General features: G+C 73.9%; 18 protein-coding genes. 13 read left to right on the top strand and 5 right to left on the bottom strand.

Annotation, left to right across the window (positions count from 1 at the left end):
• Positions 1-3: 3 nt before the first annotated feature.
• The 8 genes from ACWCPW_RS01825 to ACWCPW_RS01790 all read left to right on the top strand — a co-directional run bounded on the left by ACWCPW_RS01825 (position 4) and on the right by ACWCPW_RS01790 (position 10,669).
• Positions 4-3,357, top strand: a complete 3,354-nt coding sequence (locus ACWCPW_RS01825) for an AfsR/SARP family transcriptional regulator (RefSeq protein WP_449759612.1) — start codon at positions 4-6, stop codon at positions 3,355-3,357.
• Between the two features lie 193 nt (positions 3,358-3,550).
• Positions 3,551-3,907 (top strand): arsenate reductase family protein, encoded by a 357-nt coding sequence (locus ACWCPW_RS01820; protein WP_449759611.1) that lies wholly within the window; start codon positions 3,551-3,553, stop codon positions 3,905-3,907.
• 342 nt (positions 3,908-4,249) lie between these two features.
• Positions 4,250-7,132, top strand: a complete 2,883-nt coding sequence (locus ACWCPW_RS01815; RefSeq protein ID WP_449759610.1) for a Na+/H+ antiporter subunit A — start codon at positions 4,250-4,252, stop codon at positions 7,130-7,132.
• A complete protein-coding gene (locus tag ACWCPW_RS01810; RefSeq protein ID WP_449759609.1) occupies positions 7,129-7,920 on the top strand; it encodes a Na(+)/H(+) antiporter subunit C in 792 nt (263 codons plus the stop codon). The genes ACWCPW_RS01815 and ACWCPW_RS01810 overlap by 4 nt, the downstream gene beginning before the upstream one ends.
• Entirely contained in the window at positions 7,920-9,491 is a 1,572-nt protein-coding gene (locus tag ACWCPW_RS01805; protein ID WP_449759608.1) for a Na+/H+ antiporter subunit D, read from the top strand. The genes ACWCPW_RS01810 and ACWCPW_RS01805 overlap by 1 nt, the downstream gene beginning before the upstream one ends.
• The gene (locus ACWCPW_RS01800; RefSeq protein ID WP_449759607.1) at positions 9,488-10,057 is read left to right on the top strand and encodes a Na+/H+ antiporter subunit E; all 570 of its coding nucleotides are present in this window, start codon (positions 9,488-9,490) and stop codon (positions 10,055-10,057) included. Before ACWCPW_RS01805 ends, ACWCPW_RS01800 begins: the two co-directional genes overlap by 4 nt.
• Positions 10,054-10,317, top strand: a complete 264-nt coding sequence (locus ACWCPW_RS01795) for a monovalent cation/H+ antiporter complex subunit F (protein ID WP_449759606.1) — start codon at positions 10,054-10,056, stop codon at positions 10,315-10,317. Before ACWCPW_RS01800 ends, ACWCPW_RS01795 begins: the two co-directional genes overlap by 4 nt.
• Position 10,318: 1 nt before the next feature.
• Positions 10,319-10,669, top strand: a complete 351-nt coding sequence (locus ACWCPW_RS01790) for a cation:proton antiporter (RefSeq protein ID WP_449759605.1) — start codon at positions 10,319-10,321, stop codon at positions 10,667-10,669.
• A 116-nt stretch (positions 10,670-10,785) separates the two neighbouring features.
• Here ACWCPW_RS01790 and ACWCPW_RS01785 read toward each other — a convergent pair whose 3' ends face one another.
• Positions 10,786-11,214, bottom strand: a complete 429-nt coding sequence (locus ACWCPW_RS01785; protein ID WP_449759604.1) for a type II toxin-antitoxin system PemK/MazF family toxin — start codon at positions 11,212-11,214, stop codon at positions 10,786-10,788.
• A gap of 408 nt (positions 11,215-11,622) precedes the next feature.
• On the opposite strand from ACWCPW_RS01785, the gene ACWCPW_RS01780 reads away from it, so the two are divergent.
• Positions 11,623-12,402, top strand: coding sequence for a sirohydrochlorin chelatase (locus ACWCPW_RS01780; protein WP_449759603.1), 780 nt, complete (start codon positions 11,623-11,625; stop codon positions 12,400-12,402).
• Between the two features lie 10 nt (positions 12,403-12,412).
• Positions 12,413-12,982, top strand: a complete 570-nt coding sequence (locus ACWCPW_RS01775; protein WP_449759602.1) for an urease subunit beta — start codon at positions 12,413-12,415, stop codon at positions 12,980-12,982.
• Between the two features lie 219 nt (positions 12,983-13,201).
• Here the strand turns inward: ACWCPW_RS01775 and ACWCPW_RS01770 are convergent, their stop codons facing one another.
• Positions 13,202-14,098, bottom strand: coding sequence for an SCO6745 family protein (locus tag ACWCPW_RS01770; RefSeq protein WP_449759601.1), 897 nt, complete (start codon positions 14,096-14,098; stop codon positions 13,202-13,204).
• Between the two features lie 190 nt (positions 14,099-14,288).
• Here ACWCPW_RS01770 and ACWCPW_RS01765 point away from each other — a divergent pair, with 190 nt between their 5' ends.
• Together ACWCPW_RS01765 and ACWCPW_RS01760 are read left to right on the top strand one after the other, a co-directional pair.
• Complete coding sequence (locus tag ACWCPW_RS01765; protein ID WP_449759600.1) at positions 14,289-14,867, top strand: TetR/AcrR family transcriptional regulator; 579 nt, start codon at positions 14,289-14,291, stop codon at positions 14,865-14,867.
• A 368-nt stretch (positions 14,868-15,235) separates the two neighbouring features.
• A complete protein-coding gene (locus ACWCPW_RS01760; RefSeq protein ID WP_449759599.1) occupies positions 15,236-16,162 on the top strand; it encodes a galactosyltransferase-related protein in 927 nt (308 codons plus the stop codon).
• Positions 16,163-16,246: 84 nt separating this feature from the next.
• Here ACWCPW_RS01760 and ACWCPW_RS01755 read toward each other — a convergent pair whose 3' ends face one another.
• The 3 genes from ACWCPW_RS01755 to ACWCPW_RS01745 form a co-directional block, all read right to left on the bottom strand.
• Positions 16,247-16,687 carry an NUDIX domain-containing protein gene (locus ACWCPW_RS01755; RefSeq protein ID WP_449759598.1) on the bottom strand — a complete coding sequence of 147 codons (441 nt, stop codon included), beginning with the start codon at positions 16,685-16,687 and terminating at the stop codon, positions 16,247-16,249.
• On the bottom strand, positions 16,687-17,391 hold the full coding sequence (locus tag ACWCPW_RS01750; protein WP_449759597.1) for an HAD family hydrolase: 705 nt from the start codon (positions 17,389-17,391) through the stop codon (positions 16,687-16,689). The genes ACWCPW_RS01755 and ACWCPW_RS01750 overlap by 1 nt, the downstream gene beginning before the upstream one ends.
• 174 nt (positions 17,392-17,565) lie before the next feature.
• Entirely contained in the window at positions 17,566-20,340 is a 2,775-nt protein-coding gene (locus ACWCPW_RS01745) for an AAA family ATPase (protein ID WP_449759596.1), read from the bottom strand.
• A gap of 936 nt (positions 20,341-21,276) precedes the next feature.
• Between ACWCPW_RS01745 and ACWCPW_RS01740 the strand changes: the two genes are divergently transcribed.
• Positions 21,277-26,602: type I polyketide synthase (locus ACWCPW_RS01740; RefSeq protein WP_449759595.1), on the top strand; the 5,326-nt coding region annotated here is incomplete at its 3' end.

Here is a 26,602-nt window from a genome sequence, read left to right as displayed (position 1 = left end):
GGCATGCGCTTCGGGGTGATGGGTCCGCTGGCGGTGTGGACCGCGGACGGACAGCCGGTTCGAGTCCCGGAGTCGAAGGTGCGCGCGCTGCTCGCGGACCTGCTCGTGCATCGGGGCCGCCCGGTCTCGGCGGATCTGCTCGTCGAGGACCTGTGGGGCGCGGACCCGCCGGGCAATCCGGCGAACACGCTCCAGACCAAGGTCTCCCAACTGCGCCGGGCGCTGGAGGCGGCCGAACCCGGCGGGCGCGAACTGGTCGCCTACCGCCCGCCCGGCTACGAGCTGCGGGTCGAGGCGGGCGCGGTGGACGCGGACCGGTTCGCCGAGCTGACCGCGCGGGCGCGGGCGAGCGCCGACGCGCGGACCCGGGCCGGCTTGTTCGCGGACGCGCTCGCGCTGTGGCGTGGGCCGGCGTTCGCCGACTTCCGGGACGAGGAGTTCACCCGCGCGGCGATCACCCGGCTGGACGAACAACGGCTGACCGTCCTGGAGGACCACGCCGAGGCGCGCTTGGATCTGGGCGAACATACCTCGCTCGCCGACGAGTTGGGTGAGCTGGTGGCGCTGCATCCGGTTCGGGAGCGGCTGCGTGCCGCGCATCTGCGCGCGCTGTACCGGTCCGGACGGCAGGAGGAGGCGTTGGCCGGGTACGCCGAGCTGCGCGAGCGGTTGGCGGACGAACTGGGCCTGGACCCGGGGCCGGAGCTGGCGGCGTTGCAGCGGGCGATCCTGGCCCAGGATCCGGAGCTGGCACCGGCTTCCGCATCCGGCTCGGCGGCCGGGTCCGTGCCCGGGTCCGTGCCCGGTTCCGTGTCGGGGTTCGTGCCCGGCTTCGCGTCCGGTGCCGCACCGGTCGGCTCGGTGGCGGGCTCGGCGGGCTCGGCGGTGGCCCCGGTGGCGGGCTCGACGGGTGCGGCGGCGCGGCTGCGGTCCAACCTGCCTGCCGCGTTGACCGAGTTGGTCGGTCGGGAGGACGCGGTGGCCGAGGTCGGCAAGCTGCTCCGGGCCGCCCGGCTGGTGACCCTGACCGGCCCCGGCGGGGTGGGCAAGACCCGGCTCGCGCTGGAGTGCGCGGCCCGGGCGGTGGACGACTTCCCCTTCCCGGACGGGGTGTGGCTGGTCGAGTTGGCCGGTCGGCGCGATCCGAGCGGCGACGACCTGGCCGACGCGATCGCCTCGGCGCTGGGCATCCGGGACGAGGTCGCGGCCGGCGCGGGACATGTCGCCGCCCAGTCGCGGGCCCGGTTGGCGGACGCGCTGCGCGGCCGTCGGCTGTTGCTGGTCCTGGACAACTGCGAGCACGTGATCGAGCCGATCGCCGAGTTGGCCGACCTGTTGCTGCGGGCCGCGCCCGATGTGCGAATCCTGGCCACGAGTCAGGAGCCGCTCGCGGTGGGCGGCGAGGCGCTGAACGTGGTGCGGCCGCTGGTGGTGCCGGACGCCGGGGCGGATCCGGCGGCGTTGGCCGAGTCCACGGCGGTACGCCTGTTCGTGGCCCGCGCGGCCGCCGCGGCGCCCGGGTTCGTCCTGGACGCGCACACGGCGGACGCGATCGCGGCGATCTGTCGGCGTCTGGACGGGATCCCGCTGGCCCTGGAACTGGCCGCGACCCGGGTGCGCGGGCTCGGCGTACACGGTCTCGCGGCGCGGCTGGACGACCGGTTCCGGGTGCTCGGGGTGGGTCGGCGCGGGGTGCCGGCCCGGCAGCAGACGTTGCGCGCGATGATCGACTGGAGCTGGGAACTGCTCGGCGCACCGGAACGGATCGTGCTGCGCCGGTTGGCGATCCACGCGGACGGGTGTGCTCCCGATGCCGCCGAGGCGATCTGCTCGGGGGAGGACGTGGCCCGGGTCGACGTGCTCGACCTGGTCGGTCGGCTGGTCGACCGCTCGCTGGTGGTCGCGGTGGAGGGGCGGTACGGGCCCAGGTACCGGCTGCTGGAGTCGGTCGCCGCCTACTGCGTGGAACACCTGCACGCGGTGGGCGAGTTCGACGTGGTGCAGGCTCGACACGACGGCTATCTGGCCGAGTTCGTCGAGCGGGCCGGGCCGCTGTTGTACGGCCGCGATCAGTGCGAGTGGCTCGCCCGGCTGGACGCGGAGAGCGGGAACCTGCGCGCCGCGTCCGACGGCGCGGCCCGGCGCGGGGACGCGGGGCTCGCGCTGCGGTTGGCGGGTGGGGCGGCGTGGTACCGGTTCCTGCGCGGGCGCCACCGCGAGGCGTGGCGGGCGCTGGACGCGGCGCTGGCGGTCGAGGGCCGCGCGCCGGCCGCGTTGCGCGCGGCGGCGGGGGCCTGGCGGGCCGGGTTCGCGATGTTGATCGGCGACGGCAGTGACCTGGTACGGCAGAGCCGGGACGCGTTGGCGGCCTACGACGGGGTCGCGGAGGGGCGGGCGCGGGCCGAGTGGTTCCTGGGCCTGGCCCACCTGCACGTGGGGGACGCGGACGCGGGTGGCGAGCTGATCGATCGGGCCCTGGCGGGATTTCGCGCGGCGGACGACGGGTGGGGGATCGCGGCGGCGCTGACCGGTCGGGCGAAGGCGGTGATGTTCCGCGGCGACCTCGTGGCGGCCGGCGAGGCGGCGGCGGACGCCGCGGCGCGGTTCGCGGCGTTGGGCGAGCGCTGGGGGCTCGTCCAGGCGTCGGACCAACTCGCATATGTGGCCGAGGTGTCGGGCGATTACGACCGGGCCGTCGAGCTGCATCGCGAAGGGCTGCGCGGGGCCGAGGAGTTGGGCCTGTGGACGGATGTGTCGTACCGGTTGTCCGGGCTGGGTCGAATCGCTTTGTTGCGGGGTGACTTCGCGGCGGCCGAGGAGTTCCACGAGCGGGCGCGGCGGCTCGCGGTCGAGCGGTCGGACCGGTTCGCGGAGGAGTTCGCGACGGTCGGGCTGGGGCTCGGCGCGCGACGTGCGGGGGACCTGGCGGCGGCCGAGCGGTACCTGCGCGGTGCGCTGGAGTGGAATCGTCGCCTGCACGAGGACTACGGCGTGCCGTTCTACGGGGTGACGCTGCTGCTGGCCGAGTTGGGCTTCGTGGCGGAACTGCGCGGGGACGCGGTCGGCGCGCGGGAATTGCACGAGGAGGGGTTGGCGGCGGCGCGGACCTCGGGCGATCCGCGGGCGGTCGCGCTGGCGCTGGAGGGGTTGGCCGGGGCCGAGTCGATCTCGGGCCGAGCGGCCGAGGCGGCGACGCTCCTGGGCCGCGCGGAGGCGCTTCGAGCCTCCATCGGCGCGCCGTTGCCTGCCGGCGAACGCGGCGACGTGTCGCGGATCGCGGCGGCGGCGCGGGAGGCGCTCGGCCCTGCGGCCTATGCTCGCGCCTTCGACGGTGGCCTCAAGCGCGGGCCGGGCTGAGAAGGTTTCGGCGGGTGTTGGGTGTTGGTTGGGTTGGGTTGGCCTCAAGCGCCGGCCGGGCTGAAGGGGGGCTTGGGCGGGCGTTGGGTGTCGGTCTGGTTGGGGTGGGTTCGGGTGTCGGTCGGGTTGAGGGCTTTGTTGGTGTCGGGTGGTTGGGGGGAGGGGTTTTGGTGGGGTAGTAGCGTCCGGGGGTATGGAGATTTGGATCAATCCCGCGTGTTCGAAGTGTCGGTCCGCGTTGTCGTTGTTGGATGAGGAGGGCGCCGAGTACACCGTGCGGCGGTATTTGGAGGAGCCGCCGAGCGTGGCAGAGCTCGAGGCGGTGTTGGGGCGGTTGGGGTTGGAGCCGTGGGACATCACGCGTACCGGTGAGGCGGTCGCGGGGGAGTTGGGGATGGGGACCTGGGGGCGTACGGCGGGCGATCGTGGGCGTTGGATCGCCGCGTTGGCGGAACATCCGATCTTGATCCAGCGGCCGATCATCACCGCTGACGACGGCGCCACCGTGGTCGGGCGCACGCCGGAGGCGGTGCGTTCGGTGCTCGACTGAGGTGGTGCGGTCCGCCTCGGAACGGCGCGCCCCCGCCGTAGGGCGTGTCTTCGGTCCCTCGCCGAGCCCCACGACGCCCGGCATCGCGTCCGCCCTTCGGGCTCCGCACTGCGCTAGCCGCCCCGGGGAGACGCCCGAATGGAACCACAGCGCGGGTGCTTCGCCGGCACGCCGACGCGCTTTCCGCCCTCCGCCCTCCGGGCTCCGCGCCGCGCTCGCGTCGCGGAGTGCGATGGGGGATTGACGACACGGCCTGACGCCGATCGTCGCTCCGGAGGGAAAAACGAGGGACATATGCCCGATTAGTGTCGATTTAGGGGTAGTGCACCATAACGTAGCGCCATGATCTTCTCGGTGGCCTCGTACTTCGTGGTCGCGGCGATCGCCCCGTGGCTGGTCCGACGCCTCGGGCGGAACGCCTTCCTCGTGCTCGCCGCGCTCCCGGTGGCGACCACGGGGTGGGCACTGGCCCAGGCCGCCTCGGTGTTCGACGGCGAGCCGGTGGTCGAATCGCGCGCGTGGATCCCCGAGGAGGGCGTCTACCTCGCGTTTCGGTGCGACGCGCTCGCACTGCTGATGGTGTTCCTCGCGGCCGGCGTGGGTGTCCTGGTCCTGGTGTACTGTGCGCGCTACTTCGCCGCCGACGAGCCCGGGCTCGGCGGGTTCGCCGGTGTCCTGGTCGGCTTCGCGGGCGCGATGATCGGACTGGTCACCACCGACGACCTGATCCTGCTGTACGTGTTCTGGGAGCTGACCACGGTCTTCTCCTACCTGCTGATCGGTCATCGCAGCGAGCACCGGGGCTCGCGCCGGGCCGCGATGCAGGCACTGACCATGACCACCTTCGGCGGCCTGGCGATGCTGGTCGGGCTGATCCTGCTCGGCGAGCGGGCCGGCACCTACCGGCTCTCCGAGATCCTCGCCGACCCGCCCGGCGGCACCGTGGCGACCACCGCGATCGTGCTGATCCTGGTCGGCGCGCTGTCCAAGTCGGCGATCGTGCCGTTCGGTTCCTGGCTGCCCGCCGCGATGGCGGCACCCACCCCGGTCAGCGCGTACCTGCACGCGGCCGCGATGGTCAAGGCCGGCGTGTACCTGGTCGCCCGACTGGCCCCCGGCTTCGCCCAGGTGATGCCCTGGCGGCCGATCGTGCTGATCGCCGGCTGCGCGACGCTGATCCTGGCCGGGTGGCGGGCACTGCGCGAGGACGACCTGAAACGAGTGCTCGCCTACGGCACCGTCAGCCAACTCGGCCTGCTGATCGTGGTCACCGGCGCGGGCAACCGGGACGCGGCGCTCGCCGGCATCGCGATGCTCGTCGCACACGCCCTGTTCAAGGCCACGCTGTTCCTGGTGGTCGGCATCATCGACCACGCCGCCGGCACCCGGGACCTGCGCCGGCTGTCCGGCCTGGCCAAGGCCATACCGATCACCTGCCTGGTCGCGGTGGTGGCCGCGCTGTCCATGGCCGGGCTGCCGCCGACGGTCGGCTTCGTCGCCAAGGAGGCCGTGTACGAGGCGTTCCTGCACCGGGGCCGCACCGAGAACATCGTGCTCGGCGTGCTGGTCGCCGGCTCCGCGCTGACCGCCGCGTACAGCCTGCGCTTCGTCTGGGGCGCCTTCGCCCGCAAACCCGGCGTGCCCGCCACCGGCTGCGAACCGCTCGGCGGACTGCTGCTCGGCCCCGCGCTCCTGCTCGGCGCCGGCTGCCTGGTACTGGGCCCGGCGGCGGCGTCGCTGGACCACTGGATCTCCTCGTACGCCGACCAGTTCCCGGCCGGCGGGATCGACTACCACCTGGCCCTGTGGCACGGCCCGGGCGTCGCGCTGTATCTGTCCTGCGCCGCGATCGGCGCGGGCATCGTGCTGTTCCTGGCCCGCGAGCCGGTGGTGCGCCTGCAACTGGCCACCGCGCGGATCGAACCCTCACGGCTGTACGACGCGCTGGTGCGCGGTGTGGACCGGGGCGCCCTGCAACTGACCGGCACCACCCAGCGCGGCTCGATGCCGGTCTACGTCGGGGTGATCCTGCTCAGCCTGATCGCGATCACCGCCTCGACCGCACTGGGCCATCTCCCGCTGCCCTTCCCGCACCCGCCGCGCTGGTCGGACTCGGCCGCGCAGGTCGTGGTCGGCGTGCTGGTCGCCGCCGCCGCGCTGATCGCCGCCGGCACCGCGGGCCGGCTGCCCGCCGTACTCCTGGTCGGCGTCACCGGCTACGGCTGCGCGACGCTGTTCGTCCTCCAGGGCGCCCCCGACCTCGCGCTCACCCAGGGCCTGGTCGAGACGGTCAGCGTGGTGGTGTTCCTGCTGGTGCTGCGCCGACTCCCGCGCCGGTTCGCGAGCACCACCCGACCGGGGCGCCGGGCCGTGCACATCGGCCTGGGCGTGCTCACCGGGGTGGTGCTCGGGGGCGTCGCGATCTCCGCGTTCGCCGCGCGGACCCGCCCGCCGGTGTCCCAGGCGTTCGCCGCCGCGGCGAAGGAGGCGGGTGGCAAGGAGATCGTCAGCATCCTGCTCGTGGACATCCGGGCCTGGGACACGATGGGCGAGATCGCCGTCCTCGCGGTCGCCGCGATCGGCGTGACCAGCCTGATCTTCGTGCGCCGGGCCCACGGCCTGCCGCGACCCGGCGAAGGGGCACCGAACCCGCCGACCCCGCCCGGATCCGCCGAAACCCACCCGCCGGGCGAACCGGACCCGGCGGCGGAGCCGATCCCCGGGCCGGTCGTGGTCGGCACGCTCGTCCTCGAGCGGCGCACGGTGCTCTTCGAGACGGTAGCGCGGGTCGCCTTCCCGACCGTGCTGGTGTTGTCGTTGTACTTCCTGTTCAGCGGCCACTCCACACCCGGCGGCGGCTTCGCCGGCGGGATCACCGCCGGCCTCGCGCTGCTCCTGCGCTATCTCGCGGGCGGGCGTTACGAACTGGCCGAGGCCGCGCCGTTGCCCGCCGGGCGCCTGCTCGGCACCGGCCTGGTGATCAGCGCGGGCGCCGGCCTGGTCGGCCTGGTCGTGGGCGGCTCGGCGCTGCGCAGCACGGTGATCGACGCCACGCTGCCGCTGTTCGGCGACGTGCACATCGCGACGTCGGTGTTCTTCGACATCGGCGTCTACCTGCTGGTGATCGGCCTCGTGCAGGACGTGTTGTCCGCGCTCGGCGCGGAGTTGGACCGACGCATCGAACAGACCCGGGACCGGGACGCCGAACGGACGGTGATCGTATGAAGAGCCCGACGATGATCCTGGTACTGACCGCCGCCGTCCTGGTGGGCGTCGGGGTGTACCTGGTGCTGGAACGCAGCCTGACCCGGGTCCTGCTGGGCGTGGTGCTGATCGGCAACGGGGCCAACCTGATCGTGCTCGCCGGCGGTGGTCGTGCGGGCGGCGCGCCGGTGCTCGGGGTGACGTTGCCGAGCGCGATGAACGATCCGCTGCCGCAGGCGATGGTGTTGACCGCGATCGTGATCACGCTCGCGGTGACCGCGTTCGTGTTGTCGATGGTGCACCGGCACTGGGAACTCACCGGGACGGACGAGATCCAGGACGACGCCGAGGACCTGCGCGTGCTGCGGCGTGCCGAGCGGGGCGACCTGCGCTCCGAACACCGGCGACTGCGCGGCGAGTTGCGCCGGCAGACGGCGGAGCGTCGGGCGGTGGTGCGACGGCTGGCGGTGGAGGCCCGGGCGAACTACGCCGACGAGTGTCGGCGGCTGGGCGTGGACGAGCGAGGGCACGGCGGCCGGCCCGAGGCGCGGCGGATGGCGGGCGAGCGGCGCGCGGAGCTGAAACTGCGGCTGCGCGGGATCAAGTCCGAGCACCGCATTCAGCAGGCCGAACTGCGGGCCCGTTTCCGGCGGGCGCGGCGCGAGCTCAATCGGCAGGCGCGGGCCGAACGGGCGGCCGTCGCCCGCGCGGACAGCGTGGTGGACGCGGTGCCCGACACCGAGTTCCCGCGCCGCGTCGATTCCGCGGGTCGAGTCCGCGACGAGCGGGGCCGGAACGGGCCCCGTTGATGAATCATCTGGTGCCGTTGCCGGTCCTGTTGCCGCTGTTCGGCGCCGGGCTCAAGCTGGCGATCGGCGCCCGACTGCCGCGCGGCCAGCGGGTGATCAGCCTCGGGGTGCTGACCGCGGTGCTCGGCGTGGCGATCGCGCTGCTGGTGGCGGCGGATCGGGACGGTCCGGTGGTGGCCAGGTTGGCCGGATGGCCCGCGCCTACCGGGATTGTGCTGGTCGCGGATCGGCTGTCCACGCTGATGCTGGTGGTCTCCTGCGCGGTCACCCTCGGCGTCCTGGTCTACTCGATCGGCCAGGGCCGCGCGGACGAGGACGAGGCCACGCCGCTGTCGGTGTTCCACCCCACGTACCTGATCCTGGTCGCGGGGGTGGCGGACGCGTTCCTGGCGGGCGACCTGTTCAACCTGTACGTGGGCTTCGAGGTGCTGCTCGCGGCCAGCTACGTGTTGTTGACCGTGGGCGGCACCGCCGCCCGGGTGCGCGCGGGTGCCGGCTACGTGGTGGTCGGCCTGCTGTCCTCGCTGGTGTTCCTGGCCGCGATCGCGATGGTCTACGCGGCGACCGGCACGGTCAACCTGGCCCAGCTCGCGATCCGGCTGCCCGAGGTGGATCCCGGCGTGCAACTGGTGCTGGAATCGATGTTGTTGATCGGATTCGGGGTCAAGGCGGCGGTGTTCCCACTGTCCGCGTGGCTGCCCGACTCGTACCCGACCGCGCCCGCGCCGGTGACCGCGGTCTTCGCCGGACTGCTGACCAAGGTCGGTGTGTACGCGATCATCCGGGTGCAGACGTTGCTCTTCCCGGACGGACGGCTGCGCACGCTGCTCCTGGTGGTCGCCGCGGCGACGATGATCGTCGGCATCCTGGGCGCGATCGTGCAGAGCGACCTGAACCGGCTGCTGTCCTTCACCCTGGTCAGCCACATCGGCTACATGGTGTTCGGCATCGCGATCGCGAGCGCGGCGAGCCTGGCCGGCACGTTGTTCTACGCGATCCACCACATCACCGTGCAGACCTCGCTGTTCCTGGTCACCGGGCTGATCGAGCGGCGCGGGGGGAGCACCGACCTGGGCCGGCTCGGCGGGCTGGTACGGCTGTCGCCGGCGCTCGCGGTGTTGTTCTTCGTACCGGCGATGAACCTGGGCGGGATCCCGCCGCTGTCCGGATTCCTGGGCAAGTGGCTGCTGCTGCGGGCCGGTGCGGAGAACGGCACGCCGGCCTCGTACGTGCTGATCGGCGCGGCGGTGGGGACCAGCCTGCTGACGCTGTACGCGATGGCCCGGGTGTGGGGGCAGGTGTTCGGCAGTTCGCCGGACACCTCGGGCGCGACCGCGTACTCCTCCGGCGCGAGTCTGAGCGGGCGTGATGTCGCGGCCACCAGCCGGGGGTTGCCGCGCGCGATGACGTACGCGACCTGCGCCCTGGTCGCGGTGGGGCTGACCTTCACGGTGCTGGCCGGTCCGCTGGTCGCGCTGGTCGATCGCGCCGGCGCGGAACTGGTGGGCCGGGTCGGCTACATCGAAGCGGTGCCGCTGCCGGGCGGGTTCGAACGCGGGGCGGGCCGATGACCGCGACCCGGATCCGGGCGGTGTCCCGGCGCGGGCGGATCTCGCCGCTGCTGGTGGTGTGGTTGACCGCCGTGTGGGTGGCGCTGTGGGGCACGCTGACCGTCGCCAACGTGCTGACCGGGATCGTGGTCGCGATGCTGCTGTCGGTCCTGCTGCCGCTGTCGCCCGGCCGGGGCCGGCTCGCGTTCCGGCCGTGGGGGCTGGCCCGGTTCGTGGCGATGTTCGTGGGGGACCTGGTGATGTCCTCGCTGCGGGTCGCGTGGCAGGCGTTGTGGCCGGGCAGGTTGCCGCGCAGTTCGGTGGTGGGGGTCGAGTTGGCCACCCACTCGGACGTGCTGCTCACCCTCACCGTGCTCGCGCTGAACGTGATGCCCGGCAGCATCGTGATCGAGATCCGTCAGGGCCGGCCGACCACGCTGTTCATCCACGCCCTGGGCGCCGATACGCCGGCCTCGGTGGCGGCGGCCCGGCGGGCGGTGGTGCGCCTGGAGGCCCGGGTGGTCGCCGCGTTCGGTACCCGTACGGAACGCGCCGCGTCCGCGGCAGACCCCGGAGGTGGTTCATGAATGCGCTTATCGGCGGTGCCGTGATCGTATTGCTCGGCGCGGCCGCGGTGGCGGCCCTGGTTCGGCTCGTACGCGGGCCTTCGACCCTGGACCGGGCGGTCGCGGTGGACATGCTGCTCGCGGTGATGTTGGCCGCGATCGCGGCGGAGGCCACCTTGAACCGGCACACCACGACCGTTCCGGTGCTGTTGGCGCTGGCCCTGGTCGGCTTCCTGGGCTCGGTGTCGATCGTGCGCTTCTCGGCCCGCGAGGACGGCTGACGTGCGGGCCGGCGAGTTCGCCGACGGCGCCTCGGCGGTGTGCCTGCTCGCGGGTTGCGCGCTCGCGTTCGTCGCGGGCGTGGGGCTGCTGCGCTTCCCGGACACGCTGTCCAGGATGCATACGGTGGCCAAGCCGCAGGTGCTCGGCCTGTTGCTGGTCACGCTCGGTCTGGGGTTGCGGCTGCGCAGCGGGATCGACGTCGGGATGCTGGTGATGGTGGGGTTCTTCCAACTGACCACGGTTCCGGTGGCGACCCATCTGGTGGGACACGCGGTGTATCGGCTGCCGCAGTTGCCGACCGGGGACCTGGCCGTGGACGAACTCGCGGACGGGGCCGACCCGAAGAGCTGAGCGTCGTCGGCGGGGAGGCGGGGAGGCGGGGAGGCGGGGAGGCGGGGAGGCGGGCAGGGGGACAGGCGGGCGGACAGGGGCGGGCCGGCGCGCGCGGCGGCGGGGCGTGATGTCGGTCAGCGGACCCGGTGGGCGCGGCTGATCCGGGACCACACGCGTCGATCGCAGACGCCCGCCGGGCGGCGGAAGGCGTCGTGGCCGATCGTGCGCAGCGGTCCGGTCTCCAGCCAACTGCGGCGCTCCGCGCCGGGATCCCAGGTCTTGGTGGGCATGCGCACGTAGCGGTCGCGGGTGCTCTGGTCGCGGCTGGTGATCTTGAGCACCTCGGCGCCGCGCGGCCCCACCCGGACCACCAGGCACGGGCGGTCCTTGGCCGTGTCGCCCTCGTCGAAGGGCACCGAGGCCCACCAGACCTGACCGGGGGCCGGGCGGGCCGAGCGGCCGGACGGCACCGGCGGCGGCGGGGTGCGCGGTCGACGGGTCACGAACCACACGAGAGCGGCCGCGACGAGGACGACCACGAGCGCCGCGACGAGGAACTTCATGATGCCTGTCTACCCGATCCGCGCCCGACTCCGGGAGGCCGAGGCCCTCGCCGGATAGGCGTATTTCACTCCGATGCGTGAGGTTGGCGGGTCGCTCCGGCGGATACCCGGGACGAGACGACCGTCGACCCAGGCCCTCGGGCCTGCGGCTCGCGCGTACGTCACGGGTCCGCGGGGCAGTCGCCTCCGAGGCCCGCGACCGGCGTGCCCGCACGCGGGTCGGCCGGGCCCGCACCCGGCCGCTCGGGGCCGCCGCACGCCCCGGGGCCGAGGCGGGTCCTCGGTCGTACCCGCCGCAGAAAGGAATTCACGATGAATCCGGAACCCCGCGAGATCGACGAGCCCACGGCTTCGGCATCCGCCGGCGCCGGGGCGATGTCCGGCGTCGACCCGATCGGCGGCTGAGCCGTGTCGGAGCGGGTGGCGGTGGTGGCGGTCGGCGGCCACGAGAGTGCGCACGGCGCGGCGCTGCCGGGGCTGTTCGGGCCCGAGGTGACGTCGGTGGCGTGCGGACGGCAACTGCACCGGGCGGTGTGCGCGTTGCTGCGCGGCGGAGCGGATCGCGTGTGCGTGGTGCCGATCACGTTGGGCCGGGACGCGGCGCTGGTCGCGGACACGGCGCGCACCCTGCTCGCGCTGCCGGCGGCGGAGCGGGCCCGGGTGCTGCTGGGCCGGCCGTTCGCCGGTACGGAGCAACTCACCGAGTGGCTGCGCACGGCCGCCGCGCGGGTGCCGGCCCGGGCCGCGCTGCTGGTCGCGGCGCCGGCGGGGGAGCCGCGCGAGGACGCCGAGTTGTACCGGATCGCGCGCCTGGTGTGGCAACACGGCACGCATCGGATCGTCGAGGTCGCGCTGATCGGCGGCGATCCGGACCTGGGCCGGGCGCTGGAGCGCTGCCGGGTGTTGGGCGCGGCGCGCACCGTCGCGCTGCCCGCGTCCTTCGTGCTGCCGCCCGTCCCGGGCGTGGCACCGCTGCTGTCCGGGCCGGCGGCGGCCGGGGTGCTGGCCGCCCGGGTCGGCCTGGCGGTCGAGCGCTTCCGGGTACACGGCGACGACGGCCTCGCGGCGACCGGCGCGCACTGGCCCGTGCACGCCCATGCGGACCGGCCGGCGCCCGACCACGCCCATCCGCTCGGCCGGGCGCACGGACGCGAGTTCGTGCACGCGTCCCCCTTCCCCGTCGCCTAGGAGCGATCCCATGGTCATGGTCCGACCGCAGCGGTACCTCTACCGCGACGACCCGGCCGCGCCGGCCCCTGATCGGCTCGTGCTGACGGTCTCGGTGCGCAACTCCGGCGCCGGTGTGATCCGGGTCGGATCGCACTACCACTTCGCGGAGGTCGACCCGGCGCTCGTGTTCGACCGCGCGGCGACCTTCGGCATACGAGCGAACATCGCGGCGGGTACGTCGATCCGGTTCGAGCCGGGCGGCACGCGCGAGGTCGAACTGCGCCCGTTCGCGGGCACGGGACGCCTGGTGGGCTGCACCGACCTGGCACACGGCCCCGCCGCCGGGCGGCCGGCCCGGCTCAAGGCGACCCTGCGGGCGATCGAACACGGCCTGCGCGAGGCGCACGCGCGGGCGCAGACCGGCGGCGCCGACCCCGCCGCGCCGCAGCCGGCCGACGCGGAGCGGTCCGCGGGTCCGGTGCCCGCCACCGCCAGGGCCGGCAGACCGCCCAACCGGCCCGCCCCGCGCAAACCGGGCGCCGGCCCCCCGGCCAAGCCCTCACCCACAACACGATCGACCCGAAAGGGCACCCGCTGAACCCGAATTCGGGAACGAGGCCGACCCGGGGCCCGGGCTCCGGCCCGGCCTCGGTCCGGGTTCTGGCCCGGCCTCGGCCCGGCTCCGGCCCTGCTCCACCCTCGAACCTGGCTCCATCCACGACCCTGCTCCGCCCCGGTCCTGCCCACCCCTACCCCGGCACCGGCACCGGCACCGGCCCCGGGCCGCGGGCCTGGGGCGGGGTGTTCGGGGGCTCGGTCAGGTCTGGTGGGGGTAGGTCATTCCGATGCCCAGGGTTGATTGCATGGGGAGCAGGCCCGTGCCGATCGCGTCCATGACCGCGGGCAGGATCAGGTCGGCCAGGTGCGCGGCGCGGGTCGCGCCGATGGCCTGCCAGGGCTGGGCGGCGAGTTCGTCGGTGAGGGCCTCGACGGAGTCGCGGCCGGTCCGGCCGGCCTCGGTCGCGGTGCCGTCGGCGGCGAGCCAGCCCCGGGCGGCGAGGCGCTCGCGGGCCGCGTCCCACTCCTCGGCGCTCCACTGTCGGCTTGCGAAGATCTCGGCCGGCGCCGCGCCCGCGGCGCTGTGCGAGACCAGTGCCTCGACGCCGTCCAGACGGTGGGTCACCAGTGCCGCGATGTGGCCGTCGCCCCGGTGCTCGCGCAGCCGGGTGATCGCCTGCCACAACACCAGGTGCGGTTCGCTCGCCCACGGCAGCGCGGCGTGCGCGGCGGCCAGCGGGCGGCCCGCGGTGTCGGCGGCCTCGGCCGCCTCCCGGGTCAGCGCGGCGGCCTCGGCGATCTCCGGAGCGTGCAAGCGCTCCCCGAGCGTCGCCCGCAGCGTCGCGTCCGCCGCGCGCAGCCGGGCCGCGAGCACCGCGGTCGGATCGGCGATCTCCCAGGCCCGCGGGACGTACCGGGCGACCATCGCCGGGCTGAAGCTGTAGAAGGTCGAGGTGACCAGTTCGGCGGAGGCCGCGCCCAGCGCCGCCGCGCGCATCGCGAAGTAGGCCGGCCAGCGTTCGTGCACCGCGTACCCGAGTGCCTCGGCCTCCTTGAACATCTCCGGCGAGTAGTAGTTCAGCGCGTGCAACGGCTCCAGGGTCTGCCACATCCGGCGGACCAGCCCGGGGTTCAGGGTTTCGTTCGTCGCACTCATGTCGGTTCCTCTTCCTGGGACTCGTCTTCCGGACGTCTCGGCCGAGACGTGTCTTCCCGGGACTTCGCAGCCGGGTGCCGGCACCGGTCGTGTGGGTCGTGCGACCGGTCCCGACGTCGAACTTGTCGATGACAAGATTGCGCTTCCGGCCCAGACTTGTCAATGCCTAGATCCCGGGTAGCATCGATCCATGACCACCGGACGCCCCTATCACCACGGCGATCTGCGCCGCGCCGTGCTCGCCGCCGCGCTGGACGTGGTGGCCTCGGACGGGATCGGCGCGATCAGCCTGCGCGACCTGGCCCGCCGCGCGGGCGTGTCGCACGCCGCCCCCGCGCATCACTTCGGCGACAAGACGGGGCTGCTCACCGCGATCGCCGCCGAGGGCTACGGACTGCTCGCCGACGCGCTCGCCGAGGTGGCTCCCGGCGACCTGGACGCGCTGCGCGAACTGGGCGTGCGCTACGTGTTGTTCGCGCTCGCGCATCCCGCGCACTTCGAGGTGATGAACCGTCCGCACGCGATCGACGGCACCGATCCCGAACTGCTGCGCCAGCGCGCCCGGGCCGGCGCGTCGCTGCGCGGCGGGGTCGCGGGCGTGCCGGCCGAGCGCCGGGGCGATCCCGATCAGGCGGTGCTCGCCGCGTGGTCGCTGGCGCACGGGTACGCCGCCCTGCACCTGTCCGGCGGGATCCCCGCCGCCGCCGACCCGGGCGCCACGTTCCGGGCGATGGCCGGCATGTTGTTCGCCGGGCCCGTCGAGGGGTGACGGACACCCGCGGCGCGCTCCGGTGGACTCCGGCATCCGCCTCGGCCGCCCGGAAGCGATGATTCCGGGCGCCGGTGTGCACCATGTGTGACGGAAGGACTCTTGACCGTGATGTCGGGCTCCCGGTACACCTGACAGTCGGGTCGAGCGCGACCCGCACGACCTTCTGGAGAACCGCGCCTCGTCGAGCCGGGGGCTTCCCGCGTTTCGACGGCACGTCCCGGTGGATGGTGTGGTTCGCGACCGGGCGTCCCGCGCACGTGCGCCCCGCACACGTGGTGCCGACCGAGGCCGAGCCGCGGTTCACCGCGGCTCGGCCGGCGTCGGGCGCGAGGGTGCGCGGTGCGACCCGGTGACGGAGGCCGAGCATGCCGGAAGTGAGCGTGGTGGTTCCGCTGTACGGCGACCACGAGGCGCGCGGGGTGTTCGCGTCGGTCGCGGCGGCCTGGCTGGCGCAGAGCGTGCGCTGTGAGGTCGTGCTGGCGACGGCCGGCGAACCGGCGCTGACCGTGCCGCCGGACCTGGACGCGTGCCGGCGGGTGCGGGTGGTCCGGGCCCCGGCCACGAGCCTGGCCGCCGGGCTGCTGCGCAACGTGGCGGCGGAATGGGCCAGGGCGCCCGTGTTGTACCTGACGGACGCCGACGTGGCCCCGCTCGGGCGGGACTTCGTGGCGCGGGCGCTGGAGCTGGCGGCCGGCGGGGCGTTGGCCCAGCCGTGGATGTACCGGCTCGTCGGCGCCGCCGAACTGCCGTCCGGGTGGGCCGCGGTGGACATGGTGCCGGTGGGCCGGGATCCGTTCTGCTTCGTGCGCGAGGATCCGGACGGTGTGCTGCGCGGCTTCCCGGACGAGCACATGGTGTGGGATCCGCCGCCGCGCGGTGCGCCCGAGGGTGAGCCGGCGATCCCGCGCGTGTTGCCCCCGCCGCGGGCGCGGGCGCCGTACGGGCCCCGAAGTCGGCTGTGGCGCGCGCCCTATCAGTGGGGAGCGATGCTGGTGGATCGCCGTACGTTCGACCTGGTCGGCGGCTATTGCCCGCAGTATGTGGGCTGGGGCAGCGAGGACGACGACCTGCTCGCGAAGGTCGCCGCGCGCACCCGGTTGCGCCGGGGCCGGCAGCTCGACCGGTCCTGGAGCTGCCTGCACTTCGAGCACCGCACGCCCTACGACGGGAGCGAGCAACAGGCGGCGAATGAGCGGCTGTTGGCCGCACGGACCGCGGCGGGGCCGGACGCGATGATCGAACAGGACCTGGCCGCGCACGCGGACCCGGGCGGCACGCCGTACGGCCATTGAGCCTCGCCGGCCGGGGTGCGGGCGAGCGATCGGCCCGCACGATCGGCCGGCGCGGCCCCGGGCCCGGATCAGGGCTTGGCCGGGCTACCGGGCCCGGTTCAGCCAGTCGTGGAACAGGTCGAGGCCGCCCGCGCACTGCGAGTGCAGCGGCGTGGGCAGCGCGTCCGGCGCGAACCACTCCAGCGCGTCGAACTTGTGCGGCTCGCCGATCGACACCCGCTCCGGGTCGACCGCGACCGCGAACACCACCGCGACCCAGTGCGTCTCGACCGGGTCCCCGCGCAGCACGTTGCGCACCCCGATGGTCTCGATCGACAGCGCCTCGGTCGCGTACTCCTCGCGCACCTCGCGGGCCACCGCGCGCTCGAAGGTCTCGCCCCACTCCAACGCGCCCGCGCCGGTGTCCCACGTGCCCGCCTCGTCCCGGGCCGCGGCCGACCGGCGGGCCAGCAACACCCGGCCGGCGCCGTCGTGGCACACGAAGACACACGACACGGAGGGGCCGGCGGGCCGGTCCGCCGCCATCAGAAGTGCTCCAGCAACTGCGGGAACGCGGTCAGCGTCAACACCCGGCTGTCGTTCGGGTCCAGCTCGCTCTGCTCCAGGACCCAGGTGTGCGCGTTCGGGATGAACACCGCGCCCAGACCCGCGCCGCGCGCGGGCAGGATGTCAGATTTTGGGGAATTTCCGATCATCCAGGTCGTCTCCGGCGCGAGCCCGTGCGTGCGGGTGAGGTCCAGGTAGGCGTCGACGCCCTTCTCCGGCACGATGTGCACGCTGCTGAAGTGGTGGGCCAGCGCGGACGCGTCGATCTTGCGCTGCTGCTCCTCGGTGTCGCCCTTGGTCAGCAGCATCAGGTCGTGGCGCGCGCCGAGGGTGGTGAGCGTCTCGGCGACCCCGGGGACCAGTTCCACCCGGTTCTCCACCAGCGCGACGGCGAGCTGCTCGATGTGCCGCAGCTCCGCGGCGGTGGCCGGCCGCGCGTGCAGCCGCTCCAGCGCCTCGCCCAGACTGCGCAGGAACATCTTGCTCCCGTACCCGTGCGTGATCGCGTTCGCGGCCTCGATGTCGTTGAGGATCGAGCGGATCTCGGTCCGGTCCAGGGTGGGGTGGTCGAGCCAGTCCAGCCAGTCCTCGATGACCCGCTCGAACAGGACGTTGTTCTCCCACAACGTGTCGTCGGCGTCGAAGATCAGGACCTGACGCGAGAGGCCCGTCGGTGTGCGCATGGTTCGATTCGTCTCTGTCCGCTCGGCGACACTGCGGCGCTCATCCTAGAGCCGGCCCCCAAGCATGATCATCGCGTTTTCCGGCCGACGCCGTGCCGCGGCCCCGCGCCGCCCGGCGTCCGGCCGGGGCAGCCCGACCGGTCCGATCCCGGCCGGGCGCCATCCGCGGGCGCGCTACACGCCGATCGCCCGCGTGTGCGGACCGGTGAACAGCGCCGACGCCAACTGTGCCCGGTCGTTGACCCCGACCTTGCGGTACATCCGCGTCAGGTGCTGCTCCACCGTGCTGACCGTGATGTAGAGCAGCTTGGCTATCTCACTGTTCGTATGCCCCAGCGCCACCAGGTCGGCGACCCGCTGCTCCGCGTCGGTGAGCACCGCGCCCTGGGACTTGCACTCGGCGTCGGGCCGCTCGCGGTCCGCGGGGAGCAGCCTGCTCAGCGGCTCCGCCCGGCACTTGTCCGCGATGATCCTCGCCTGGGAGCCGATCACCCGGGCCCGCCGGGTCTCGCCGACGGCGTTGTACATCTCGGTGAGGTCGGCCAGCGCCCGAGCCAGCTCGTAGCGGTCCCCGCTCTCCTGCAGCGCGTCGACGGCCTGCCGCAGCAGCGCGAGGCGTCGGTGCGGCTCGTGCGTCGCCGCCAGCAGGCGCAGCGCCGCCCCGCGGGTGCGCGGCGAACCGCCGTGCTCGCCACGGCCCAACTGCTCCTCCAGGACGGCGCGGGCACGATCGTGCTCACCCATCCGCAACCACGCCTCGCCGGCGTCGTTGCGCCACGCGATCAGCCCCGGCACGTCCATGCCCCAGCGGGCCATCAACGCACCACAGCCGCGGAAGTCGGACAGCGCCCCCTCCCAGTCCCGGACCGCCATGCTGTAGCGCCCCCGCGCGTACAGATAGTGCAGTCCGGATCGGCTGTGCGACATCGTGTCGGGGATCGGCAGATACAGCAGCTCCGTGGCCTCGTCCTGACGCCCCATCGACGTGAGCGCGATCAACATGGTGGCCAACGGGAAGCCGACCGCCGCTCCCCACTCGCCGGCCGGCACCACATCGAACGCGGCGGCCGAGTGCAGGAAGGCCCCGGGCAGATCGCCCAGCCGAACGCAGATCTCCGCCCGCAGCGCGTGCAGTCTGGCCTCGCTGCCCGGCTCGCCCCGCTCCCGGGCCGCGGCGATCAACTCGTCGCAGTACGGCAGCGCCGGCGCCGGTCGCTCGGCGTAGATCAACGCGAGCAGCGCGCATTCGATCGTGTCCAGGTCGGTGCCGTGCAGCCGGGTGTTCTGCAGGATCCTTTCGGCGTTGTGCACGGCCTGGTCGGACGGACCCCGGGTCAGTACCGCGTCGAGCACCGCCGCGGCGTCGTGGCGGCGGCGGCTCTCGGTCGGGGACGGGATCCCGCGCAATTCCTCCGCGTCCTCCTCTTCCTGCCCGACACTGGGCAGCAGCCTCAGCAGCGGGGGGTACGAGCAGCGCATCCACAGCCGGGCGGCCCGCAGTTCCAGCGCCGTCTCGGGGGCCGCCGCCCGGGTCGAGTCGGCCAGGTGCCGCAACGCCTCGCCGGCGGCCTCGAAACGCCCGGCCCACAGCAGCGCCCGGACCACGGCCAGGGTGTCGCCGCTGCCCAGACGGCCGGTACGCAGCGCCCGGAGCAGGGCGGGGATCTGCTGTTCGGCGATGCCGGGCTCCATCCGGCGTTCCGCCTGGAGCAACACCACCGTGGTCCGCGCCAGTTCCCCCTCGTCGCCACTGGAGGTGCAGGCCAGGCGCAGGTAGTCGACCGCCCGGGCGCCCCGGCCCTCGGACAGCGCCGCGGCGGCGGCGGCGACCAGCGTGGGCACCGCCCAGGGCGTGTGCACCCCCTGACCCGCCAGCAGATGTTCGGCGACCACGGAGGCGGCGGCGCCCTCGGCGTAGGTCAGTTCGGCCGCGTCCCGGTGCAGTGCGGCGGTGGCCTCGGGGCCCAGGCCCGCCAGTACCGCCGAAGCCGCCGCGGGATGCCGGAACCGGCCCCGCTCCAGCACACCCGAGGCGTCGAGCACCGCCAGGCACCGCACCACGTCACCGGCCGCCAGGCCCAGCAGCCGGGCGATCGGCTCCGGGCCACCCAGCACGGCCAAGGCCTGCGCCACCGCCTCGGTGGGCGGCGGGCTCCGGTGCAGACACGAGAGCATCGCCCGCCCGTAGCCCGCGGATTCGGCGTGCCCGCCGAGGTGGAAGTCCTCGAGGACCCCGTCGAGCAGCAGTGGATTGCCCCCGCTCACCCGCAGCGCCCAACCCGCGACCTGCTCCGCGCCGACGGCACCGAGTCGGGCCACCGCCGCGGCGCGCACCCGGTCCGCGTCGAGCGGCGGCAGCCACACCCCACGGGCGTGCGGCAGCCGGAGCAACTGCTCGACGAAGTCCGCGCATCGTTCGTCCGGACGGTCGTCGTGGCTGAACACCGCGAGCAGCGGAGTGTTGTGCATCCGCCGCGCCAGATAGGCGAGACAGGTGAGCGAGGCCGCGTCGGCGTGTTGAATGTCGTCGACCACGATGGCCGGCGGCCGGGGCCCGGCCAGGCCGATCAGGATCGCGCACAGGGACTGGACGATCTGGGCGTCCACCGCGGACAGCTTCGCCGTCGGATCCCTCGGCGCGGCGGTCATGTGCGCCCGGCCGATCGCGAGCAACTGGTTCACCTGCTCGGCGACCGGGGCCGACAGCGCGGCGTCCTGCAGCAGTTGGGCGACCACGCCCAGCGGGATGTCCGTCTCCGACTCGGACGCCACGGCCGCCGACACCGAGCCGCCGGCCGCACGCACCTGCTGGGCGAACGTGGCCAGCAGCGTCGTCTTGCCCATGGCCACCGAGCCGGCGACGACGGCGATCCCGCTTTCGCCGGCGAGGGCGCGGTCGAGGAGACCGGTCAGTACCGAGGTCGCTTGCGAACGCTCCCGAACGCTCACGTTCGGGTCTCATCGCGGACGGCGCCGACCCGTTCCGAGCGACGTCGTGCCCGGGCGGATAAGGAGGGGGCGAGTGACGGCAACGGGGTGTGTCGACGGTGCTGCCGCTCGAAAGTCTCCATGTATCTTCCTCCACATTCGTGATGAGGATACGAAAACGCCGATGGACACCACGCTGCCGCGCCGACGTTCCGATGGTCGACGGTGCCGCCGTTCGTCGGCTGCCTCGATGGAGGTCGCACTGTGTGAGCCGACGGCTCGGCACCGTGAGACGACCGTAGCAGGGGCCCTGGTGACGTTCGAGATTCTTCGACGCAAGCCTGGTCGTGGGCCGGAAAGCCGGTGCCGGCCACCCGAAGTCGCCCATTGCGCCGACCTGCCGAAGCGTCCCCGGAGCGGCCCCGCGCAGCCGGACGGCGTACCTCCGGCCGCGCCGGTCGGGGGACCCGGCTCTGCCCCGGGTGGATCGGCGGCCCGTCGAGAGGGCTCCGGGGTGGGCAGGGGTCGGAAACAGGGGTGGCGTGCCTCGGCGCGGCGATCGAAGACTGGGGCCGTGCGCAAGGCCGGATTCCCGGTCCGCCGGCGCCGGCGCCGGAGTCGTGGAGCCCACGCCACGCGACCTCGCGGCGCGGACCGCCACCACCGCGAGCAACCGCCCCGGTCCGGGCCGCGCGCTCGGGCCCGGACCGGCACGCCGACCGCCGCCCACGACGGTGCGATCGGTCCAGAACGGAAGGGCGTGACATGGCACGTGGGGATCGCCTCGGCACCGGTGGGTCCGTGAATCCGGGCGGTGCGTCCGCGGACTCGGACGACGCGTCGGTGAACCGGGGCGACGCGTCCGTGAATTCGCGCGACACGTCCGCCACTCCGGATTCCGGTCCGAGCCGCGGCGAGCCGATCGCCGTCGTCGGTATCTCGTGTCGGTTGCCGGGAGTGACCGGGCCATCGGACCTGTGGCGGCTCCTGTGCGCCGGCACCGACACCGTGGCACCCCCCGCCGCGGATCGCGCGGGCATCGGCGGGCTATCCGGCCTGGGATCCTTCCTCGCCTCGGTCGACACCTTCGACCCGTCCTTCTTCGGCATCTCCGGCCGTGAGGCCGCCGCGATGGACCCGCACCAGCGCCTGATGCTCGAACTGAGCTGGGAGGCGCTGGAGGACGCGGGCACCGTGCCCGCCACGCTGGCGGGCACCCGCACCGGCGTGTTCGTCGGCGCCTTCTCCGACGACTATTCGCTGTTGCTCCAAGCCGACGGCCCGGACGCGGTGACCGCGCACAGCACCACCGGCGTGCACCGCGGCATCATCGCCAACCGCGTCTCCTACTTCCTCGGCGCGCGCGGTCCCAGCCTGACCGTGGACACCGGCCAGTCCTCCTCCCTGGTCGCCGTGCAGATGGCCTGCGAGAGCCTGCGCTCCGGCGAGTCCGAGACCGCCCTGGCGGGCGGGGTGAACCTGATCCTGACCCCGCAGTCCACCGAACGCATGGAGCGCTTCGGCGCGCTGTCACCGGACGGCCGCTGCTACACCTTCGACGCCAGGGCCAACGGCTACGTCCGCGGCGAAGGCGGCGCGGTGGTGCTGCTCAAGCCGCTGCGCCGCGCTCTCGCGGACGGCGACCGCGTCCACTGCGTGCTGCGCGGCGGCGCGGTCAACAACGACGGCGGCGGCGAGACGCTGACCGCACCGAGCGCGAGCGCGCAACAGGAGGTGCTGCGCCGGGCGTACCGGCACGCGGACGTGGACCCGGCCGCGGTCGGCTACGTCGAACTGCACGGCACGGGCACCAGGCTCGGGGACCCGGTCGAGGCCGCCGCACTGGGCGCCGTCCTCGGCGCCGTCCGGGCCGCCGACCGGCCGCTGCCGGTGGGTTCGGTGAAGACCAACGTCGGCCACCTGGAGGCCGCCGCCGGCGTGCTCAGCCTGGTCAAGGCGGCCCTGGTGGTCGCGCACGGCGAGATCCCCGCCGGGCTGAACCACGAGGAGCCCAACCCCGACATCCCGCTGGCCGAACTGCGCCTGACGGTGCCGACCGAGTCGACCGCGTGGCCGACGGGCGAGCGACCGCGGATCGCCGGGGTGAGCTCGTTCGGCATGGGCGGGACGAACTGCCACATCGTGCTCTCCGAGGCGGAGGGCGAGGCCCGGGCCGTGGCCGGCACTCCGGCCGTCGCAGACACTCCGGCCGTGGCCGACACCGGGGCCGCGGCCGGCGGGACCGCCCCGACCGTCGCGGGCGTGCTGCCCCTGGTCGTCTCCGGCCACACCGATCGGGCGCTGCGGGCCCAGGCCGCCCGACTCGCACGCTTCATCACGGACCGACCGGAACTCGGCCTGCCCGACCTCGCCCACTCGCTCCTGTCGACACGGGCGTTGCTCGACCATCGCGGCGTCGTGGTCGCCGGCGACCGGGCCGACGCGATCCGGGGCCTGAGCGCGCTCGCCGCCGGGGAACCCGCACCGGGCGTGTCGGCCGGCCCGGCGTGCTCCGCCGGCCGGACGGTGTCGGTCTTCCCCGGCCAGGGTTCGCAATGGCTCGGCATGGCCGCCGAACTCCTGGACTCCGAACCGGTATTCGCCGGGCGGATCGCCGATTGCGACGCGGCACTCGCGCCGTACGTCGACTGGTCGGTGCCGTCGATCCTGCGGTCGGCGTCCGAGGAATGGCTGGACCGGGTCGACGTCGTACAACCCGTGCTCTGGGCCGTCATGGTCTCGCTCGCCGAACTGTGGGCCTCCGTCGGTGTACGGCCCGCCGCCGTGGTCGGCCACTCGCAGGGCGAGATCGCCGCCGCGTGTGTCGCCGGTGCGCTTACCCTGGCGGACGGCGCGAAGGTCGTCGCGTTGCGCGGTCGGGCCCTCCTCGGCCTGCCCGATCGCGGCGGCATGGTCTCGGTCGGCGTCTCGGCCGAGCGGATCACCACGCTGATCGCGCCGTTCGGGAACCGGCTCTCGGTCGCCGTGGTCAACAGCCCGACATCCGTCGTCGTCTCTGGCGACCCGGGCGCACTCGACGAACTCCTCGCCGGCTGCGAAGCCCTGAGCGTCCGGGCACGACGGGTCCCGATCGACTACGCCTCGCACTCCGCCCGGGTCGCCGGGATCCGCGAAGCGCTGCTTCGGGACCTGGCCGGCCTCGAACCGCGGCCGTCCCGCATCCCCTTCTGCTCGTCGGTGACCGGCGAACCGCTGGACACCACCACTCTCGACGCCGAGTACTGGTACGGCAACCTGCGGCAACCCGTCCGCTTCGACAAGGCCGTCCGGACCCTCCTCGACCAGGGATACGACGCCTTCATCGAGTGCAGCGCCCACCCGGTGCTCACCGCGGCCGTCCTGGAGACGATCGAGGACACCGGTTCGCGCGCCGCCGTGCTCGGCACGCTGCGCCGCGAACGGGGCGGTTCCGAGCGCTTCCGCACGGCACTGGCCGAGGCGTACGCCTGCGGGGTCGCGGTGGACTGGGGCCCGATCCTGGGTGCCGGGGTGCGCCGGGTCGACCTGCCCACGTACGCGTTCCAGCGCGAACGCCATTGGCTCGGCGGTACGGCCGAGGCGTCCGCCGGGACCCGCCGGGAGCGGCCCGCGATGGCCGACCGAATGGCCGGGCTTCCTCGGGAGGAGCGGGAACAGGCGCTCCGCGACCTGGTGTTCGCGCACGCTGCGGCGGTCCTCGGCCGCTCCGCGCTGGCTCCGGCCGACGGCGAGCTGACCTTCAAGACCCTGGGTCTGGACTCGCCGGGCGCCGTCGAGTTCCGCAACCGGGTCAACACCGACACCGGATTCCGGCTGCCGACGACGCTCGCGTACGACCACCCGACGCCTGCCGCCGTGGCGCGGTATCTGGGCGGTCTGCTCTCCGACCTCCTCGACGCCGCGAGCGAGGGGACGGCCGCGCGCGGGTTCGACCCGGGGCCGGAGCGGTGGACCGACCCGGACCCGATCGCGATCGTCGGAATGGCCTGCCGCTACCCCGGCGGCGTGCAGTCTCCCGAGGACCTGTGGCGACTCGTGGCCGCGGGCGGGGACGCCGTCACACCGTTTCCCGACGACCGGGGTTGGGATCTGGCGGCGCTGTACGCCCCGGACCCGGATCCGGACCTTGACCCGCGCTCGGACCCGGCCTTGGACTCGGACCCCGGCTTCGGCTTTGATTCGGGGAAGGCGGGGACCAGTTACGTCCGGCACGGCGGCTTCCTGCGGGGCGCCGCCGACTTCGACGCGGAGTTCTTCGGGATCTCGCCGCGCGAGGCGCTGGCGATGGATCCGCAACAGCGGCTCCTGCTGGAGACGTCGTGGGAGGTTTTCGAACGGGCCGGGATCGACCCGGCCGCGCTGCGCGGAAGTCGGACCGGTGTCTTCGTCGGGGCGATGAACCAGGACTACGGCGCACGGCTCGACGAGGCCGCCGACGGCTCCGAGGGCTACCTGCTCACCGGCAACGCGGGCAGCGTCGTCTCCGGACGCCTGGCCTATACGTACGGCTTCGAGGGGCCGGCGGTCACCGTGGACACCGCGTGTTCGTCGTCCCTGGTCGGCCTGCACCTCGCGGTGCGGGCCCTGCACGCCGGCGAATGCTCGATGGCGCTGGCGGCTGGCGTGACGGTGATGTCGACTCCCGGCATGTTCGTCGAGTTCAGTCGGCAGCGCGGTCTGTCGCGGGACGGTCGGTGCAAGGCGTTCTCGGCGGCCGCGGATGGTACGGGCTGGTCGGAGGGCGTCGGGGTGCTGCTCGTGGAGCGGCTTTCCGACGCGCGACGCCTGGGGCACCGGGTGCTGGCGACGGTGCGGGGCACGGCGGTCAATCAGGACGGTGCGAGCAACGGTCTGACGGCGCCGAACGGCTCGGCGCAGCAGCGGGTCATCCGGCAGGCGTTGGCGAGTGCGGGACTGTCGTCCGCCGACGTGGACGCGGTCGAGGCGCACGGCACGGGTACGACGCTGGGCGACCCGATCGAGGCGCAGGCGCTCATCGCCACGTACGGCCGGGGGCGGAGCGGCGAACGGCCGCTCTATCTGGGGTCGTTGAAGTCGAACATCGGTCACACGCAGGCCGCCGCGGGCGTCGCGGGTGTGATCAAGATGGTGATGGCGCTGCGTGCGGGGGTGCTGCCGCGGACCCTGCATGCCGACGAACCGTCCCCGCACATCGACTGGTCGGCGGGCGCGGTGGAGCTGCTGACCCGGGCGCGGGAGTGGCCGGTGGTCGGTCGTCCGCGACGGGCGGCGATCTCGTCGTTCGGGATCAGCGGTACGAACGCGCACGTGATCATCGAGCAGGTGGCGGGTGATTCCGGGCGTCCGGTCGTGGAGGTGGCGGCGGCCCCGGAGTCGGAGGCAGACCCGGAGCCGGAGGCAGACCCGGAGTCGGTTGCCGAGTCGGAGTCGGCTGCCGAGCCGGGTCGGGAGGCGCCGGGGACGCCGCTCCCGTTCGTGGTCTCCGGGAGGGGCGAGCACGGCCTGCGGGCGCAGGCGGCACGGCTGGCGCGATTCGTCCGGGACGAGCCCGAACACGGCTTGTCCGACCTGGCGTCGGCGCTGATCGCGTCGCGGTCCTCGCTGGAGCGCCGGGGCGTCGTACTGGCCTCGGACCGGGCCGAATTGGCCGCCGGGCTGGCGGCGTTGGGCGCGGGGGAGTCCGGGCCGGGCGTCGTCTCGGGTCGGCTGCGGTCCTCGGGTCGGACGGTGCTGGTCTTCCCGGGGCAGGGGTCGCAGTGGGTCCGGATGGGGGCCGAACTGCTGGACGGCTTCCCGGTGTTCGCCGAGCGGATCGCGGAGTGTGAGGCGGCGCTCGCGCCTTTTGTGGATTGGTCGTTGACGTCGGTCCTGCGGTCCGGGGCCGGGTCCGTCCCCGGGTCCGGGTCCGGGTCTGAGTCGGGGTCGGGGGAGTGGCTCGGGCGGGTCGATGTGGTGCAGCCGGTGTTGTGGGCGGTGATGGTGTCGTTGGCGGGGTTGTGGGGGTCGTTCGGGGTGGGGCCGGCGGCGGTGATCGGGCACTCGCAGGGGGAGATCGCCGCCGCGTGTGTGGCCGGGGCGTTGTCGTTGGCGGATGGTGCGAAGGTCGTGGCGCTGCGGAGCCGGGCGATCGGGGCTCTCGCGGGCTCCGGGGGCATGGCGTCGGTGTCGTTGTCGGCGGCCGGTGTGCGGGAGTTGTTGGTCCCGTTCGAGGGCCGGGTGTCGGTGGCGGCGGTGAACGGGCCGGTGTCGGTGACCGTGTCCGGTGATGCGGTCGCGGTGGACGAGTTGCTGGTGGAGTGCG

This window comes from Embleya sp. NPDC001921, from assembly GCF_053594475.1.
Note: the sequence above shows the minus strand (reverse complement) of the source record. Positions and strands in the feature narration are given on the sequence as shown.

What these genes read in the sequence shown, in the direction of transcription:
- ACWCPW_RS01785 (WP_449759604.1), bottom strand. Translation starts at nt 11,214, where the DNA reads ATGAAGTTCCTCGTCGCGGCGCTCGTGGTCGTCCTCGTCGCGGCCGCT.
- ACWCPW_RS01805 (WP_449759608.1), top strand. Translation starts at nt 7,920, where the DNA reads ATGAATCATCTGGTGCCGTTGCCGGTCCTGTTGCCGCTGTTCGGCGCC.
- ACWCPW_RS01765 (WP_449759600.1), top strand. Translation starts at nt 14,289, where the DNA reads ATGACCACCGGACGCCCCTATCACCACGGCGATCTGCGCCGCGCCGTG.
- ACWCPW_RS01750 (WP_449759597.1), bottom strand. Translation starts at nt 17,391, where the DNA reads ATGCGCACACCGACGGGCCTCTCGCGTCAGGTCCTGATCTTCGACGCC.
- ACWCPW_RS01810 (WP_449759609.1), top strand. Translation starts at nt 7,129, where the DNA reads ATGAAGAGCCCGACGATGATCCTGGTACTGACCGCCGCCGTCCTGGTG.
- ACWCPW_RS01825 (WP_449759612.1), top strand. Translation starts at nt 4, where the DNA reads ATGCGCTTCGGGGTGATGGGTCCGCTGGCGGTGTGGACCGCGGACGGA.
- ACWCPW_RS01775 (WP_449759602.1), top strand. Translation starts at nt 12,413, where the DNA reads ATGGTCATGGTCCGACCGCAGCGGTACCTCTACCGCGACGACCCGGCC.
- ACWCPW_RS01815 (WP_449759610.1), top strand. Translation starts at nt 4,250, where the DNA reads ATGATCTTCTCGGTGGCCTCGTACTTCGTGGTCGCGGCGATCGCCCCG.
- ACWCPW_RS01820 (WP_449759611.1), top strand. Translation starts at nt 3,551, where the DNA reads ATGGAGATTTGGATCAATCCCGCGTGTTCGAAGTGTCGGTCCGCGTTG.
- ACWCPW_RS01800 (WP_449759607.1), top strand. Translation starts at nt 9,488, where the DNA reads ATGACCGCGACCCGGATCCGGGCGGTGTCCCGGCGCGGGCGGATCTCG.
- ACWCPW_RS01770 (WP_449759601.1), bottom strand. Translation starts at nt 14,098, where the DNA reads ATGAGTGCGACGAACGAAACCCTGAACCCCGGGCTGGTCCGCCGGATG.
- ACWCPW_RS01760 (WP_449759599.1), top strand. Translation starts at nt 15,236, where the DNA reads ATGCCGGAAGTGAGCGTGGTGGTTCCGCTGTACGGCGACCACGAGGCG.
- ACWCPW_RS01795 (WP_449759606.1), top strand. Translation starts at nt 10,054, where the DNA reads ATGAATGCGCTTATCGGCGGTGCCGTGATCGTATTGCTCGGCGCGGCC.
- ACWCPW_RS01755 (WP_449759598.1), bottom strand. Translation starts at nt 16,687, where the DNA reads ATGGCGGCGGACCGGCCCGCCGGCCCCTCCGTGTCGTGTGTCTTCGTG.